General features: G+C 41.6%; 14 protein-coding genes. All 14 read right to left on the bottom strand.

Annotated features, from left to right (window positions below):
* Nucleotides 1-148: 148 nt before the first annotated feature.
* Nucleotides 149-685: a stage V sporulation protein T gene (gene spoVT, locus M2369_RS18480; protein WP_007496196.1), complete on the bottom strand. Its 537-nt coding sequence runs from the start codon at nt 683-685 to the stop codon at nt 149-151.
* A 139-nt stretch (nt 686-824) separates the two neighbouring features.
* On the bottom strand, nt 825-4,358 hold the full coding sequence (gene mfd, locus M2369_RS18475; protein ID WP_019743557.1) for a transcription-repair coupling factor: 3,534 nt from the start codon (nt 4,356-4,358) through the stop codon (nt 825-827).
* Between the two features lie 67 nt (nt 4,359-4,425).
* Nucleotides 4,426-4,656 carry an anti-sigma-F factor Fin gene (fin, locus tag M2369_RS18470; RefSeq protein WP_003217967.1) on the bottom strand — a complete coding sequence of 77 codons (231 nt, stop codon included), beginning with the start codon at nt 4,654-4,656 and terminating at the stop codon, nt 4,426-4,428.
* Nucleotides 4,657-4,711: 55 nt separating this feature from the next.
* The gene (gene pth, locus M2369_RS18465) at nt 4,712-5,278 is read right to left on the bottom strand and encodes an aminoacyl-tRNA hydrolase (protein ID WP_007496201.1); all 567 of its coding nucleotides are present in this window, start codon (nt 5,276-5,278) and stop codon (nt 4,712-4,714) included.
* A gap of 140 nt (nt 5,279-5,418) precedes the next feature.
* Complete coding sequence (locus M2369_RS18460; RefSeq protein ID WP_259255607.1) at nt 5,419-6,045, bottom strand: 50S ribosomal protein L25/general stress protein Ctc; 627 nt, start codon at nt 6,043-6,045, stop codon at nt 5,419-5,421.
* A gap of 138 nt (nt 6,046-6,183) precedes the next feature.
* Nucleotides 6,184-7,137: a ribose-phosphate diphosphokinase gene (locus M2369_RS18455; protein ID WP_003217907.1), complete on the bottom strand. Its 954-nt coding sequence runs from the start codon at nt 7,135-7,137 to the stop codon at nt 6,184-6,186.
* 22 nt (nt 7,138-7,159) lie between these two features.
* Nucleotides 7,160-8,530, bottom strand: coding sequence for a bifunctional UDP-N-acetylglucosamine diphosphorylase/glucosamine-1-phosphate N-acetyltransferase GlmU (glmU, locus tag M2369_RS18450; RefSeq protein WP_259255606.1), 1,371 nt, complete (start codon nt 8,528-8,530; stop codon nt 7,160-7,162).
* Between the two features lie 198 nt (nt 8,531-8,728).
* The gene (gene spoVG / locus M2369_RS18445; RefSeq protein ID WP_008357439.1) at nt 8,729-9,025 is read right to left on the bottom strand and encodes a septation regulator SpoVG; all 297 of its coding nucleotides are present in this window, start codon (nt 9,023-9,025) and stop codon (nt 8,729-8,731) included.
* 225 nt (nt 9,026-9,250) lie between these two features.
* Entirely contained in the window at nt 9,251-9,628 is a 378-nt protein-coding gene (gene ridA, locus M2369_RS18440; RefSeq protein WP_008341860.1) for a 2-iminobutanoate/2-iminopropanoate deaminase, read from the bottom strand.
* 38 nt (nt 9,629-9,666) lie between these two features.
* Nucleotides 9,667-10,500 (bottom strand): pur operon repressor, encoded by an 834-nt coding sequence (purR, locus tag M2369_RS18435; RefSeq protein WP_007496210.1) that lies wholly within the window; start codon nt 10,498-10,500, stop codon nt 9,667-9,669.
* Nucleotides 10,501-10,555: 55 nt separating this feature from the next.
* Nucleotides 10,556-11,425 (bottom strand): 4-(cytidine 5'-diphospho)-2-C-methyl-D-erythritol kinase, encoded by an 870-nt coding sequence (ispE, locus tag M2369_RS18430; protein WP_017359321.1) that lies wholly within the window; start codon nt 11,423-11,425, stop codon nt 10,556-10,558.
* Between the two features lie 147 nt (nt 11,426-11,572).
* Nucleotides 11,573-11,758, bottom strand: coding sequence for a small, acid-soluble spore protein, alpha/beta type (locus tag M2369_RS18425; protein ID WP_017366434.1), 186 nt, complete (start codon nt 11,756-11,758; stop codon nt 11,573-11,575).
* 162 nt (nt 11,759-11,920) lie between these two features.
* Entirely contained in the window at nt 11,921-12,178 is a 258-nt protein-coding gene (veg, locus tag M2369_RS18420; RefSeq protein WP_003217979.1) for a biofilm formation stimulator Veg, read from the bottom strand.
* 213 nt (nt 12,179-12,391) lie between these two features.
* A complete protein-coding gene (gene yabG, locus M2369_RS18415) occupies nt 12,392-13,276 on the bottom strand; it encodes a sporulation peptidase YabG (protein ID WP_007496216.1) in 885 nt (294 codons plus the stop codon).
* Nucleotides 13,277-13,485 lie beyond the last annotated feature (209 nt).

Genomic DNA, 13,485 nt, shown 5'->3' with positions numbered 1-13,485 from the left:
TCATATGTGAATGAAAAGCCGTTTCTTTATAAGGAGTAGACGGCACATTCCTCGTTTTGTTTCATTCCATATAAAAAAACGCCGACAAAATCAAAATGATTTCATCGGCATTCTTTCGTTTTATCAAAATGATATACAATTATTAGACCTAGTGTTCCATTTGACGGGCTAAGAAGCCAGCTGCCGTTTCTGCCGCTTTATGCTCCACTTCTCCCATTGAACGCTCTTTAGAAAATAAGACGACGGCGCCAATTGGATCTCCGTTTGCAACAATAGGTGCAATGGTATAAGCTGATACATCATCATCAATACCATCCACAAGCTGAATTTCTTTCTTGCTGTCCTCTAATACAGAATTACGCTGATCCATTGTTCGTTCAAGTAAATCACTAATGGATTTGTTTAAGTACTCTTTTTTTGAACTGCCGGATACAGCAATATACGTATCACGATCACAGATGAGGATAGAATGACCCAAACTGTCGAATAAAGCATCAGCATATTCCTTCGCAAAGTCTCCTAGCTCACTAATCGGTGAATACTTCTTCAAAATGACTTCTCCATCGCGGTCGACAAAAATCTCAAGTGGATCTCCTTCCCGGATGCGCAATGTTCTGCGAATCTCCTTCGGTATAACCACTCTACCTAGATCATCGATGCGGCGTACAATTCCAGTTGCTTTCATTCACTGCTGCCTCTCTTTCGTTTGATGATGTGTTGGGTGAATGGAACAAAAGCGTCCACTTTATGCAACATTCACCACTTGACCCTGAGATTAGTATCTGTCACATCAAACGTAATATACACGAGAGACCAACAAAATTTTATGAAGATGGAATGGTTTCTTTTTTCACATCTTGAAGACCTCGAAGCATACGAAGAACGACTTCAAGCCACTCCTCCGTTTTCTTGCCTTTTGTTTGGACAGAAATAATCAGCTTGCTGCCTTCCATGCCAAGACCGATATCACGTCCATATTGACTGCCAAGCTCAAATAATTTTTGACCATCGATGTCGCTGCTAGCTTTTTCATCGAGAGTAAGTCTGACAATGCCTTTCTCCATCTTGATCAACTCGACACGTTCCTGCACAGCGTACACCTTCATCGTCGCAATCGTGAACAAATCAGCCACTTCTTGCGGATATTCTCCGAATCGGTCAATCATTTCATCTTGAAGCTCTTTCCGCTCTTCTATTGATCCAATCGCTCTAAACTGTTTATACATCTCGATCTTTTGTTTGCCATCAGAAATATAGCTATCTGGAATGTAGGCATCAATTTGGAGATCAATTTCCGGCTCAAATTTTTCTTGAGCAGTCGTATCGCCTCTTCTTTCTTCAATGGCTTCTTTCAGCATTTGAGAGTAAAGGTCGAATCCAACAGAATCAATAAATCCATGTTGCTGTGCACCAAGTAAGTTCCCTGCTCCTCGAATCGTTAAGTCACGCATCGCAATTTTAAAGCCTGACCCAAGCTCGGTGAATTCTTTAATAGCTTGAAGTCTTTTCTCAGCTACTTCAGAAAGCACTTTATCTTTTCGATAAGTGAAATAAGCATAGGCCACACGATTCGAGCGCCCAACTCGTCCTCTTAACTGGTACAGCTGCGAAAGCCCCATTTTATCAGCATCGTGAACAATGAGCGTGTTCACATTTGGTATGTCTACGCCCGTTTCGATAATGGTTGTACTGACGAGTACATCCGATTCACCTTCTAGGAAATTAATCATCACGGATTCCAGCTCGTTCTCACTCATTTTCCCGTGTGCGTAGCTTACTTTTGCGTCTGGAACAAGCATCGAGATTTCATCTGCTTTTCGTTCAATATCCTCCACTCGGTTATAAAGGAAGTACACTTGACCGCCTCTTGCCAGTTCTCGCTCAATGGCTTCTCTAACTAACGCACCATTGTACTCGACAACATAGGTTTGAACTGGGAAACGGTTCTCAGGTGGCGTTTCAATAACAGATAAGTCACGTACGCCAAGCATCGACATATGAAGAGTACGAGGAATTGGCGTTGCCGTTAACGTCAGCACATCAATATTGGCTTTCATTTGTTTAATTTTCTCTTTATGCGTCACACCGAAGCGCTGCTCTTCATCGATAATTAACAGTCCTAAATCCTTGTACACAATGTCTTTTGAAAGAAGACGATGCGTCCCAATGACCATATCAATCGTTCCGTTTTTCAGCCCTTTTAAGGTTTCTGTTGTTTCTTTTCGTGTACGGAAGCGGCTAAGCTGAGCGATTTTAACAGGATAGTCTTGGAATCTGTCCATAATCGTGTCAAAATGTTGCTGCGCTAAGATCGTTGTTGGTACAAGCAGTGCCACCTGTTTCCCGTCAGCAATGGCTTTGAAGGCCGCTCGAATCGCCACCTCTGTTTTTCCATAGCCCACATCTCCACAAAGCAGACGATCCATCGGGCGCTCCCGCTCCATGTCTTGCTTGATTTCATGAATCGAGCGAATTTGATCATCTGTTTCTTGGTAAGGGAATGCCGATTCAAACTGGCGCTGCATCTCATGGTCAGGCGAGAAGGCATACCCTTTGCTTGCTTCACGTTCTGCGTACAGCTTAATCAGATCATCTGCAATGTCCTGCACAGATGATTCTACTTTTTTCTTCACGCGTTTCCAGTCGCTACCGCCTAGTTTGTATAGCTTTGGTTCTTTTCCTTCTGACCCTACATACTTCTGCACCTGATCAATTTGTTCAACAGGGACATAAAGCTTGTCGCTTCCTTGATAATGAATATTTAAATAATCTTTATGAATGCCGCCAATTTCAAGCGTTTCAATTCCTAAATACTTACCGATCCCGTGGTTAATGTGCACCACATAATCGCCCACTTGCAGCTCTGAATAGCTTTTGATTCGCTCTGCGTTCGTCAGCTTTTGCTTACGTGCCTGCTTCTTCACACGTTTCTTGAAAAGTTCACCCTCTGTAATGACAGCAATTTTGGATAAAGGCAGTTCAAAACCGGTTTGCAGCTCACCTTGTAAAATATATACTTGCCCGCTGACAAGCTCAGCATCAGGTTTAGCAAGAGCTGCTTCAATGTCATAATCATGCAAGACAGATGACAGCTTCTCTGTCCGCTCTTCATCCGCACCTAAAAAGACAACCGTATAATTCTGCTTTTTGTAGCGTTCAATTTCACTTGCAAGCACATTCATCTGCCCATGGAAATTCTGCATTTGCTTACTAGATACATTGACGATATTTTGCGGATTGGTCTGCTGAACATGTCTCAAAAATAAGGAATAGTACAGAATCGATCTCGATTGCTGATTGAACAGCTCTTGAAATGGGAAGGAAAGGGCTAGATCATGCAGGATATTTCCTTCTTCCAGCAGACTAATTGTCCAATCTGCTTCTTCCTGTTCAAGCTGTTCTTCCATCTCCTGAATTCTGCTGATTTCATCTAGAATGATAATCGTATCCTGCGATGTATAATCTAGCAAACTAGCAGGCTTTTCATAGAAATAGGACAGATACTTCGTCATTTCTTGTGTCACAATACCTTCTAGCAGCTTCTCACGATCAGCAGAAATATTCTGATGGAGCAGTTCTTTTTGTTTATCCGAGTTGAATTTCTTTAAGCTACTGGCAAGACCTTCGTCAAGCTGTTCAATCGCTCTCACTCGTTCAGGCCCTCTTACAATCAGCTCTTTCGCCGGGCCAATCTTGATTTCTTGAAGTGTTTCCAATGAACGCTGCGTGTCAGAGTGGAAGGACCGAATAGAATCCACTTCTGTATCAAACAGCTCAATACGGATCGGGTGGTCTTCCGTTAACGCATAAATGTCAATGATGCCTCCGCGCACACTAAAGTCTCCGGGCGCAGCGACCATGGACGTCCGGTCATAACCGATTTGCACGAGTTGTTTTGAAAACGCCTCCAAATCAATTTCTTCACCAACCTTTAAATGGATCTGACTCTCCTTCCAGAGCTCAACAGGAGGAAGCATTCTACGCACTGCAGCTGCTGGGGTCACGACAATCGGATTTTCTCCATTCGCGAGACGATTCAATACATCAAGACGCTGCGCTCTAAGCTCCGGGCTTGCCACAGCAATTTCAGATGCAATGAGTTCATTGACAGGATAAAGAAGGACCGAGCGATCTGGCATCACACTTGCTAGATCATCTGTGACCTTCTGCGCTTGATATAAGTTGTGTGTCACAATAAACATCGGCCGCTTTAATTCGTCTGATATGGCGGCTGTAAATAAAGATCTGACGGAGCCTGATAGTCCGGCGAGCAGTTGTTCTTTTAAACCTTCCTTTAGCCCATTAAAAATGGACTGAAAATCATCACTTTGTTTGATAAATGATTGTATATTTTTCATTTGGCTCCTCCTCCCTGCTTGTTTAAAACAGAAAAACGCTTTGGTCTATTATCTACACCAAAGCTTTTTATTGAATAAAGGTATGATACTGATGGTAATCAGGATTTCTTTCGAGCGCCTCTTGGCAATCCTCACAAATGGTTTGTACATGTAAATCACCATTTTCCCTATAAGAAATCATATCGTTTCTTTCCTCATTTGTTAAGTGATGAAATCCAAGTGCTTCACTTTGGACAGCGGATTCATCTAGACTGCCAACCTTTACACCACAGTGCCGGCAGTAATAGTGCAAAGCCATACGTGATCCTCCCATGCTGAGATTTTATGATCAGTATGTGCTTTGCTTATCATTCTTATACCTTCTTGTTAAAATCATTCATCACTTCTAAAAATGGCTTTGTTAAAGCCGCTTCACAAGCTTCAACAGATGCTTGAATAGCAGATGAGATATCAGGCTGTTCTTCCTCTGAGAAGCGTCCTAGTACGTAATCGACGACCTTCATGCCGTTTTGTGGACGGCCGATGCCGATACGGAATCGGTCAAACTCTGGTGAACCTAAATGCTGAATCAACGATTTGATTCCGTTATGTCCGCCTGCACTTCCTTTAGTACGCAAACGAATCCGGCCCGTTGGCAAATCAAGATCATCATAGATGACCTTCAAATGTTCAAGGGGAATATCATAGTAATCCATCAGCGGACGCACACATTCCCCTGATAAGTTCATATATGTAAGAGGCTTCACAAGTAGAACCTTTTGCCCCGAAACAAACCCAGTTCCATATTGTCCATGGAATTTTGATTGATTTAATGGGATGTCCCATTTTTTTGATAGTTCATCTATTGTCATAAACCCGACGTTATGTCTTGTTTTTTCATATTCTTTTCCTGGATTACCCAATCCAACGAACGCAATCATGAAACCAATAACCTCCTTTGTCGCACATGCACACGCCTAAAAAATGAGCCAATGTGATTGCCTCATGCAAAACGTATGAATTCTTTTCATTCTAGCACAAAAGACGTAACCGCGGGAGGGTTACGTCTCTAATTGACCAGTTATTCTTCGCTGTCATCTTTTTCTTTAATGGCCTCAGGCTCTTGCGTTTCCTCTTCACTATCTGGCTCTGGAACCTCTGATTGCTGAGGCGGTAAGATCGAAGCAACAACTTCTTCTGGATCATTATTAATTTGATACGTAGATTGAACAGTCAGATCACCAACTGTTAGTACGTCATTTACTTCTAAGTTTGTAATATCAGCTTCAATATTTTGCGGGATATCCTTTGGTTTTGCTGTAATGGATAGCTCAAATAGTGGCTGCTGAAGCACACCGCCATCCTTTACACCTTTGGATTCGCCAATGAGTTGTACAGGTACATCTGCGTCAATTTCTCGCTGTAAGTCGACCACTTGGAAATCAGCGTGGACAAGCTCATTTTTCAACGGATCTGTTTGCAATTCTGTTACCATCACAGATTTTGTTTCACCGCCAACGTCTAATGTGATGATTGTGTTTTTTCCTTCATCACGTAATGTCTTTAATAAATCAATACTGTCTAATGAAACAGCAAGGTTGTCTATATTTTTTCCGTATATGACACCAGGAACGTGTCCTGAATGACGGATTTTTTGCAGTGTGGAACGTTTGAAATCAGTTCTTTTATTTGCTTTTAAAGTTGCCATATTCAGCACCATCCTATTTCTTTTTTGTCACTACTTTCATAAATACCCATAACTGAATCATTTTAAACATGTTTGTCTTTCATTTATCACAGCAAAAAGACCCCAAGCTGATGCCTAGGGCCTTTTTCAATCAGAAAATTAGCTGAAAAGGTAGCTCACAGATTCTTCTTCATGTACACGGATGATGGCTTCTGCAAGCAAAGGCCCAACTGAAAGCGGAATGAATTTTCCAACTTTCTTGTCATCTGTTAAATGAATACTGTTTGTCACAACTAATTCTTTAATTTTAGAGTTTGTAATACGTTCTACTGCTGGTCCAGACAATACTGGGTGAGTACAACAAGCATAGACTTCAGCCGCTCCATTTTCCACAAGTGCATTTGCAGCAAGTGTAATCGTACCAGCTGTATCAATGATATCATCGATGAGAATCGCCGTTTTGCCTTCAATGTTCCCAATGATGTTCATCACTTCAGCCACGTTCGGCTTCGGACGACGTTTGTCGATAATTGCGATTGGTGCTTTCAGGCGGTCCGCCATTTTGCGCGCACGCGTAACACCACCGTGGTCAGGAGACACAACAACGATATCATTCAAGTTTTTCTGTTCGAAATAGTTTGTTAAGATTGGCACAGCCATTAAGTTATCGATTGGAATATCAAAGAAACCTTGGATTTGCGGTGCATGAAGATCAAGTGCAATGACACGTGTAGCACCTGCTGTTTCAAGTAAGTTCGCAAAAAGCTTCGCCGTGATTGGCTCACGAGGTTTCGCCTTACGATCTTGACGTGCATATCCGTAATAAGGGATGACAATATTGACCGTTTTCGCAGAAGCGCGTTTTAGTGCATCTACCATAATGAGTAGCTCCATAATGTGCTCATTGACTGGCGCACTAGTAGATTGAATAACATAACAATCACAGCCACGGATACTTTCTTCAATATTGATTTGGACTTCACCGTCACTAAAACGTTTAACAGAGCTCTTTCCTACATCAACTCCGATACGATCGGCAATTTCTTTGGCAAGTTCAGGGTTTGAATTCAAAGAGAATATCTTTAAATTCGCATCAGCATAACGATTAGACATGGTAAACCTCCGGGTATTTGGATTATTTTTTATGAATATTTTTCACATAATCTTCTTTATTGACTTGTCTTGCTCTAGCAATAGACAATGCATTCTGCGGTACATCTTCTGTAACCGTTGAACCGGCTGCAACATATGCCCCTTTTCCGACAGTGACTGGTGCAACGAGATTTGAATTACAGCCAATAAATGCGCCATCTTCAATCTTCGTTAAGAATTTGTTCTTCCCATCATAATTAACTGTAATAGATCCACAACCAAGGTTTACATCCGTTCCGACCTCTGCATCTCCAATATAGCTGAGATGAGACGCTTTGCTTCGGTCACCGAAAACTGTTTTCTTGATTTCGACAAAATTTCCGATCTTCACTTCATCGCCAATTTTCGACAATGGGCGGATATGAGCAAACGGTCCAATTGTCACATCTACCCCAACTTCACTATCGCAGACAACAGACTGCTTAATGACTGTCCGATCTCCAATTACGCTATCAACAATTTCAGTGTTCGGACCGATTGTGGCATCTGCACCAATCTTTACATTCCCTTTGATGACCGTCCCAGGATAAATCATTGTATCTTCACCGATGACTGCATCTGGCGAGATATACGTGTTCTCAGGATCAATCAAGGTTACACCATTCTTCATATGCTGATGATTAATACGTCGCTTCATGAATTGCTCTGCTTGTGATAGAGCGATACGATCATTGACTCCAAGTGTTTCTTCAAAATGCGGTGTTTGATACGCTGCAACCGTCTGTCCTTCATTCTTTAGAATTTCAATGACATCCGGCAAATAGTATTCACCTTGTGCATTTTCATTTGACACTTGCTCAATCACACGGAAGAGATCTTCATTTGAAAAGCAATAGGTTCCAGTATTAATTTCATTCACTTGACGTTCAGCATCATTTGCATCTTTATGCTCGACGATCTTTACCACAGCACCTGTTTCATCACGAAGAATACGTCCATAACCTGTTGGATCATCCGCGTGTGCTGTCAAAATCGTGACTTTCGCTTGTTGTTTTTGATGCTCGCTTAACATGGCTTCCATTGTTTCCGCTGTCAATAATGGTGTATCTCCACAAATGACAATGGTTGTTCCCTTTTCCTGCGCGAGGAACGATTTGGCTTGTTTGACGGCATGTGCTGTTCCCAGCTGTTCTTCTTGAAGTGCATATTCACTTCTGTCCCCAAGCTGCTTCTTGACGTCCTCTGCTCCATGACCGACAATCGTCACAAGTTTGGCTAAAGATAGCTTTAACGCTTGATCTGCCACATGCTCGACCATTGGCTTTCCGCAAACTGGATGAAGTACTTTGTATAACTTTGACTTCATTCTTGTTCCTTTTCCCGCTGCTAAAATCACTGCGAACCGCTTATCCATTGATTGGCCTCCAATATCCCTATTATCCATAGAAAAATATATCCTAAATAAGGACTGATTTCAAGGATACAAGAGGAAGTGCATTAATTTTCTAATGAACGGGAGACATAAGGAACAAGAGAAAAAACGCAAAAAAGACAGCATTTAAAAGAAAACATTCATTTTCTCTTAAAGCTGTCTTTTTAGGTTCACATATCTTTAAGAAGCTCCAGCTTCTTCATATTCAATTGTCTCTTCCTCTTCGCCTAAGCGATGATACTCATTTAAAACAGCATCTTGGATTTTACCCCGAGTGCTTGAATTAATTGGATGTGCAATGTCGCGAAACTCTCCATCAGGCGTACGTTTGCTAGGCATTGCAACAAACAAGCCATTGTTTCCATCAATCACACGAATATCATGAACAACAAATTCGTGGTCCAGCGTGATGGATGCAATCGCCCTCATGCGACCATCGGTATTCACGCGGCGTAATCTTACGTCAGTAACTTCCACAGTAGTTCACCACCTTTTCCCAATATAAAAGCATTAATTAGGTATTCAACGATTGTGGTGATTCTCCTGCTCTTTTTTTAAACTTTTTTTGAAATATCGGGATATTTATACATTTTTTGTCATCTTCGTGACGGCGCTTACATTCTCTTCGTGAAAAAAAGACATCATGATGATGTCTTTTCATACATATAATGAAACCAAACGTCCTCCAAAGAGATGGCCTGTTTATTTCACTAATGCCACAACTTCAATTTCTACAAGTGCATCTTTTGGAAGTCTGGCTACTTCTACACATGAACGAGCTGGCTTATGTGTATGGAAGTATTCACCGTACACTTCATTCACTTCAGCGAATTGTTCCATATCTTTAATGAAAACCGTTGCTTTCACGACTGTTTCAAAGGAAGCACCCGCTGCTTCAAGGACGGCTTTAAGATTATGAAACACTTGATGTGTTTGTTCTTTAATATCTCCATTCACAAAATCTCCAGCTGGCGTTAACGGAATCTGCCCTGAGCTGTAAAACATGTTATTGACGATAATCCCTTGAGAGTAAGGTCCAATGGCTGCTGGCGCGTTTTTGGTTTGAACAACTTTTGTCATATCAATCTCTCCCATTCAAATACATGTTTGATCAAAGCTTAAGCTTTCGAATGAAAAAACTCGTGGAAATTACCTTCATTAATCTCAATGATTTTCTGCTTCATATCAATGGTTGAAAGCTTTAAAAGTGATACATATTCATCGACAAGACGTTCATCTACGCCTTCATCTTCTAATAAAACACCGATCCCTGCAACATTTGCATTAAATTCCTCTAGAAGATTCATCATGCCATTAATGGTTCCGCCTGCTTTCATAAAGTCATCAATAATCAACACATTGGATCCTTTATCTAAGCTCCGCTTTGCAAGTGACATGGTTTGAATTCGGTTAGAAGAACCTGATGCATAATTAATACTCACAGTTGATCCTTCAGTTACCTTATTATCTTTTCTAACGATCACAACAGGCACATTTAAATAACCTGCAACAGAATAGGCAATCGGAATACCTTTCGTCGCAACAGTCATGACAACATCAATCGGTCGATCCGAAAAAATGGTCGCAAAAAGCTTACCGATTTTCGCAAGAATCGATGGATTGCCTAAAACATCAGTTAAATATAAATAACCGCCAGGAAGCACACGTTCAGGAGTTGATAATGCCTCTCCGATATCGTTGACGACTTCGTCTGCTTCTTTTAGATGAATCTTTGGAATATATTTCACTCCGCCAGCAGCGCCAGGTACAGTAAGTAAAGTCCCTATTCCCTGCTGTTCGAAGGTCTGTTTGATAATCGTTAAGTCTTCACTAATAGAGGACTTCGCAGATTGATATCGCTCTGCAAAAAAAGTTAAAGGTACTAGTACGTGCGGGTGGGTTAACAAATAATTTGTTAAGTCCACCAATCTGCCGCTTCGACGAAACTTCATGAACTTACCCCCAGAACCCGAATAATTTATGAATAATATAACTTAATATACGGATTTAATCAAGGGTATTTTGTTCGCCGATCATGCGGACAGCGTAAACCTGATCACAAAATCCTCTCAGTCCGTTATATATTCTTTGTACCTTCGATTCATATTGAATCAAGCCAAATACAGTTGGCCCGCTGCCGCTCATTAATACAGCATCTGCTCCGAAACGCTTCATCTGTCTCTTAATCATATCGACTTCCGGATACATCTTTAATGTCACAGATTCCAACACGTTACCGAGTGAGCCGCACATCTCTTTATAATCTTTCGCTTCAATTGCTTCAATCATACGCTGTACATTTGGGTGTTCTACTTTGCTTGCGTCATATTGTCTGTAGACCTCAGCTGTAGATACCCCAATCACCGGCTTCGCTAAAATCACCCAGCAATGCGGCGGTGTCGCAATATGCTTTAGTTTCTCTCCACGTCCTGTCGCTAGCGCTGTCCCTCCGTGTACACAAAAAGAGACATCTGAGCCGATCTCCGCTCCAAGCTCAGCTAGTTCATCTAACGTGAGATTTAACTTCCACAAACGGTTTAAGCCGCGAAGCGCTGCTGCGGCATCACTGCTACCTCCAGCTAAACCTGCTGCGACGGGAATTGCTTTTGTGATGACAATCGATACGCCTTTTTGAATACCGAATCTTGTTTTTAATAATTTAGCTGCCTGATAAGCCAAATTCCGTTGATCATCTGGCACAAAACGATTATGAGATGATACACGGATTTCGTCTTTGTCCAGCTCCGTCAGCTCTAGTCGATCTGCAAGATCTATTGTTGTCATCACCATCTCCACTTCGTGATATCCATCCGGTCTTTTTCCATGAACATCAAGTGAGAGATTAATTTTTGCCGGTGCTTTTTCTAAAATACGCAAACATTTCACCTACTTCTCCATCTAAACATAAGTATCAATATTGTATCACATTTGATGGATCTGATGAATATTGGCTTTTGCCCCCAGCACACTCACTTTTTCAAGCAAAAAAGACCAGAGACACCCGAGGTATCCCTGATCATTTCTTTATCGTTGATTCTCTTCTTGAGCCATGTGCTGTTGAGCTAATTCAATGGCACGCTTGACCATATTTCCTGCGTCACGCGCACGAATCTCTCCCCAGCCTCCATTTTTGACGGTATCATAAAATCCAAGATCCTTCGCCAGCTCGTATTTGAACTCATCTGACATAATGCCTCGGCGTCTACCCAAACGAAACAGCCCCTTTGGTCGAGAATTCGAATCATCGCCACTCATTTGTGGCTTTCTTATTTTGCATCGATTCCTGCCTTTTACCCCTTTCAAATAATGGACAGCCTCCCATACAGAAAAAAAGGCAAAACAAAAAGCAGTAAACAAAAAGTTCACTGCCCATTAATAGGCGACTGAGCTAGCGGTATCATCGAATGTTAATTCGACCGTCTCAGTCAGTATATCTGCATAACTGTAAGAAACTCTTTCAAACGAATTCTCATCTTGATCTAATTGAATCACAAAAACAGAAGGGTACGTTTCAGCTAAAATGCCCGAACGCTCAATTGTTTTTCGGCGGCCTCCGTTAGCCTTTAACGTCAAACGTTTACCTAAGTTACCATCAAGCGATCTTTTGATGTCGGACAAAGTCTTCGCCATTGCATCCACCTCACTGAGATAATTATACAACAACGGCCCATTTTTGTCAAATAAAAATTAAATTATATCAACCAACACGAGCCATTGTCAACAAAATAATTTTGACAAACTTCTACCTTTTCTCCTCCCTATTTTTCTCAAATTCCGGTGAATTATGTATTCATATGAAATTTCTTTTTGAGCATAAAAAAAACCAGACTGAAATCAGTCGGGTTATGTCGATTCATGGTCTCTTTTATATGGCATACCTACCCTTAAAACACCCCTTGTTTCAATCCCTCCGAGACCTTTTTCTCTCGTCAGCGTATTTCGGAGCACATCCCACACGTTGATTCGATCTACAAATGGAGTGAAGCTGATCTTGGCAACAATATAGACGGGGTCAAGTGCATGAATGTTGACACGTGAGGGTGAGCTTGCAAAATTAGCACCTGCTTGAATTAATGATTCAAAATGAGATTGGCAGGCACCTGCAAAGATCACGAGCTGATCTAAATGCGGAACCTTCCTTCTTGCCTTTTGAACCGTTTCAACGAAATGACGAGAGTGACGATATGCACCGATATCGTGTACACCGCCCTTTTGTTTAGAATACGCATCATGTCCTGTGATGACCAAAATATCAGGCCGGTATTGATCAATTAATGAATCAATCATGCTTGGCATTTTCTTCTCGTGGCAATGCACACCATACACAGGTACACCGATTCTTTCATATACATCTAAGCATTTCTTTAAGTATGAAGCATCTCCATCTAAATGCAGAACCTTTCCGGGCATATGAAAATACTGCTCCTGATGCTGATATTGTCCAGACGTATAATACTCTTGTTTTTCACGAAGCAGCTGATAATCTTGCCTGAGTAAGTCGAGCGATTCGTTAATTTTCCGTTCATCGTCCTTCTCTCTTGTCAGCTGCTCCTCTTTTTGAATCAAGACCAAATCTGACATCTTCGCATCGGCAATCAGCCTCACTTCATTCCCATGCAAAATGGCGGTGGCTTCGTGCTGGTCTGTCTCATCAATTCGAATGATACGAAACATAATATCCATCTGATAGGATGCCCTCGTCACCATATCTCCTATTTGAAATTGCATGCTTTTCACTCCACAATCAGGCTCTTATCCTGTTGGTATCGTCTTACGCTACACTTGTTCTTCTTTCAGGCGTGTTGTTCTTTCTAGCCTATGCCTGAACAGGTGAAGTGGTGAAAACCAAAAGAAAAAAGCCCTTATGAAAGGGCCTTGTCTTCTTTTCAGCGTGATAGAAAACCTTTGCAGTCTAGGAAGGACGAGTACTGACGCGG

The sequence above is a fragment of the Bacillus sp. JUb11 genome, assembly GCF_024807925.1.
GTDB lineage: Bacteria > Bacillota > Bacilli > Bacillales > Bacillaceae > Bacillus > Bacillus altitudinis.
Note: the sequence above shows the minus strand (reverse complement) of the source record. Positions and strands in the feature narration are given on the sequence as shown.

Bases quoted from the DNA above. Each gene is read 5' to 3' on its own strand.
- spoVT (WP_007496196.1), bottom strand. From the start codon at position 685: ATGAAAGCAACTGGAATTGTACGCCGCATCGATGATCTAGGTAGAGTG.
- mfd (WP_019743557.1), bottom strand. From the start codon at position 4,358: ATGAAAAATATACAATCATTTATCAAACAAAGTGATGATTTTCAGTCC.
- fin (WP_003217967.1), bottom strand. From the start codon at position 4,656: ATGGCTTTGCACTATTACTGCCGGCACTGTGGTGTAAAGGTTGGCAGT.
- pth (WP_007496201.1), bottom strand. From the start codon at position 5,278: ATGATTGCGTTCGTTGGATTGGGTAATCCAGGAAAAGAATATGAAAAA.
- M2369_RS18460 (WP_259255607.1), bottom strand. From the start codon at position 6,045: ATGGCAACTTTAAAAGCAAATAAAAGAACTGATTTCAAACGTTCCACA.
- M2369_RS18455 (WP_003217907.1), bottom strand. From the start codon at position 7,137: ATGTCTAATCGTTATGCTGATGCGAATTTAAAGATATTCTCTTTGAAT.
- glmU (WP_259255606.1), bottom strand. From the start codon at position 8,530: ATGGATAAGCGGTTCGCAGTGATTTTAGCAGCGGGAAAAGGAACAAGA.
- ridA (WP_008341860.1), bottom strand. From the start codon at position 9,628: ATGACAAAAGTTGTTCAAACCAAAAACGCGCCAGCAGCCATTGGACCT.
- purR (WP_007496210.1), bottom strand. From the start codon at position 10,500: ATGAAGTTTCGTCGAAGCGGCAGATTGGTGGACTTAACAAATTATTTG.
- veg (WP_003217979.1), bottom strand. From the start codon at position 12,178: ATGGCGAAGACTTTGTCCGACATCAAAAGATCGCTTGATGGTAACTTA.
- yabG (WP_007496216.1), bottom strand. From the start codon at position 13,276: ATGCAATTTCAAATAGGAGATATGGTGACGAGGGCATCCTATCAGATG.